Below are 538 nucleotides of genomic sequence, written 5' to 3'. Positions count from 1 at the left end.
CGTACCATGCGCCTCAACAGCGTCAACGTCGGACGCGTTCAGCCCAGCGGCGGCCAGCGCCTGCCGGATCACCCGCTGCTGCGACGGACCATTCGGCGCCGTAAGACCGTTACTCGCACCATCCTGGTTCACCGCACTACCACGCACGATCGCCAGCACCGGGTGCCCGTTGCGCCGGGCATCCGACAACCGCTCGACGAGCAGCATGCCGACGCCCTCACCCCACCCCGTACCATCCGCGCCCGCGGCGAACGCCTTAACCCGACCATCCGCCGCCAAACCACGCTGACGGCTGAAGTCGATGAAGGTGCCGGGAGTGGACATCACCGTCACACCACCGGCCAGCGCCAGGTCGCACTCGCCGTTGCGCAGCGCCTGGATCGCCCAGTGCAGCGCGACCAGCGACGACGAGCACGCCGTGTCCACGGTCACCGCCGGGCCTTCAAGGCCGAAGACGTAGGAGAGCCGACCGGAGACGACGCTCGCCGCGTTGCCCGTGCCCAAGTGCCCTTCGAGGCCCTCGGGTTCCTGTAGCAGG

Annotated in this window: 1 protein-coding gene; it reads right to left on the bottom strand. The window is 69.1% G+C overall.

The features are described 5' to 3' along the window. Positions 1-538 (bottom strand): polyketide synthase (locus O5O46_RS35095; RefSeq protein ID WP_269859741.1); only part of this gene is annotated, 538 nt, incomplete at both ends.

This window comes from Streptomyces sp. RPT161 (genome assembly GCF_027533845.1).
GTDB classification, from domain to species: domain Bacteria; phylum Actinomycetota; class Actinomycetes; order Streptomycetales; family Streptomycetaceae; genus Streptantibioticus_A; species Streptantibioticus_A silvisoli_A.
Note: the sequence above shows the minus strand (reverse complement) of the source record. Positions and strands in the feature narration are given on the sequence as shown.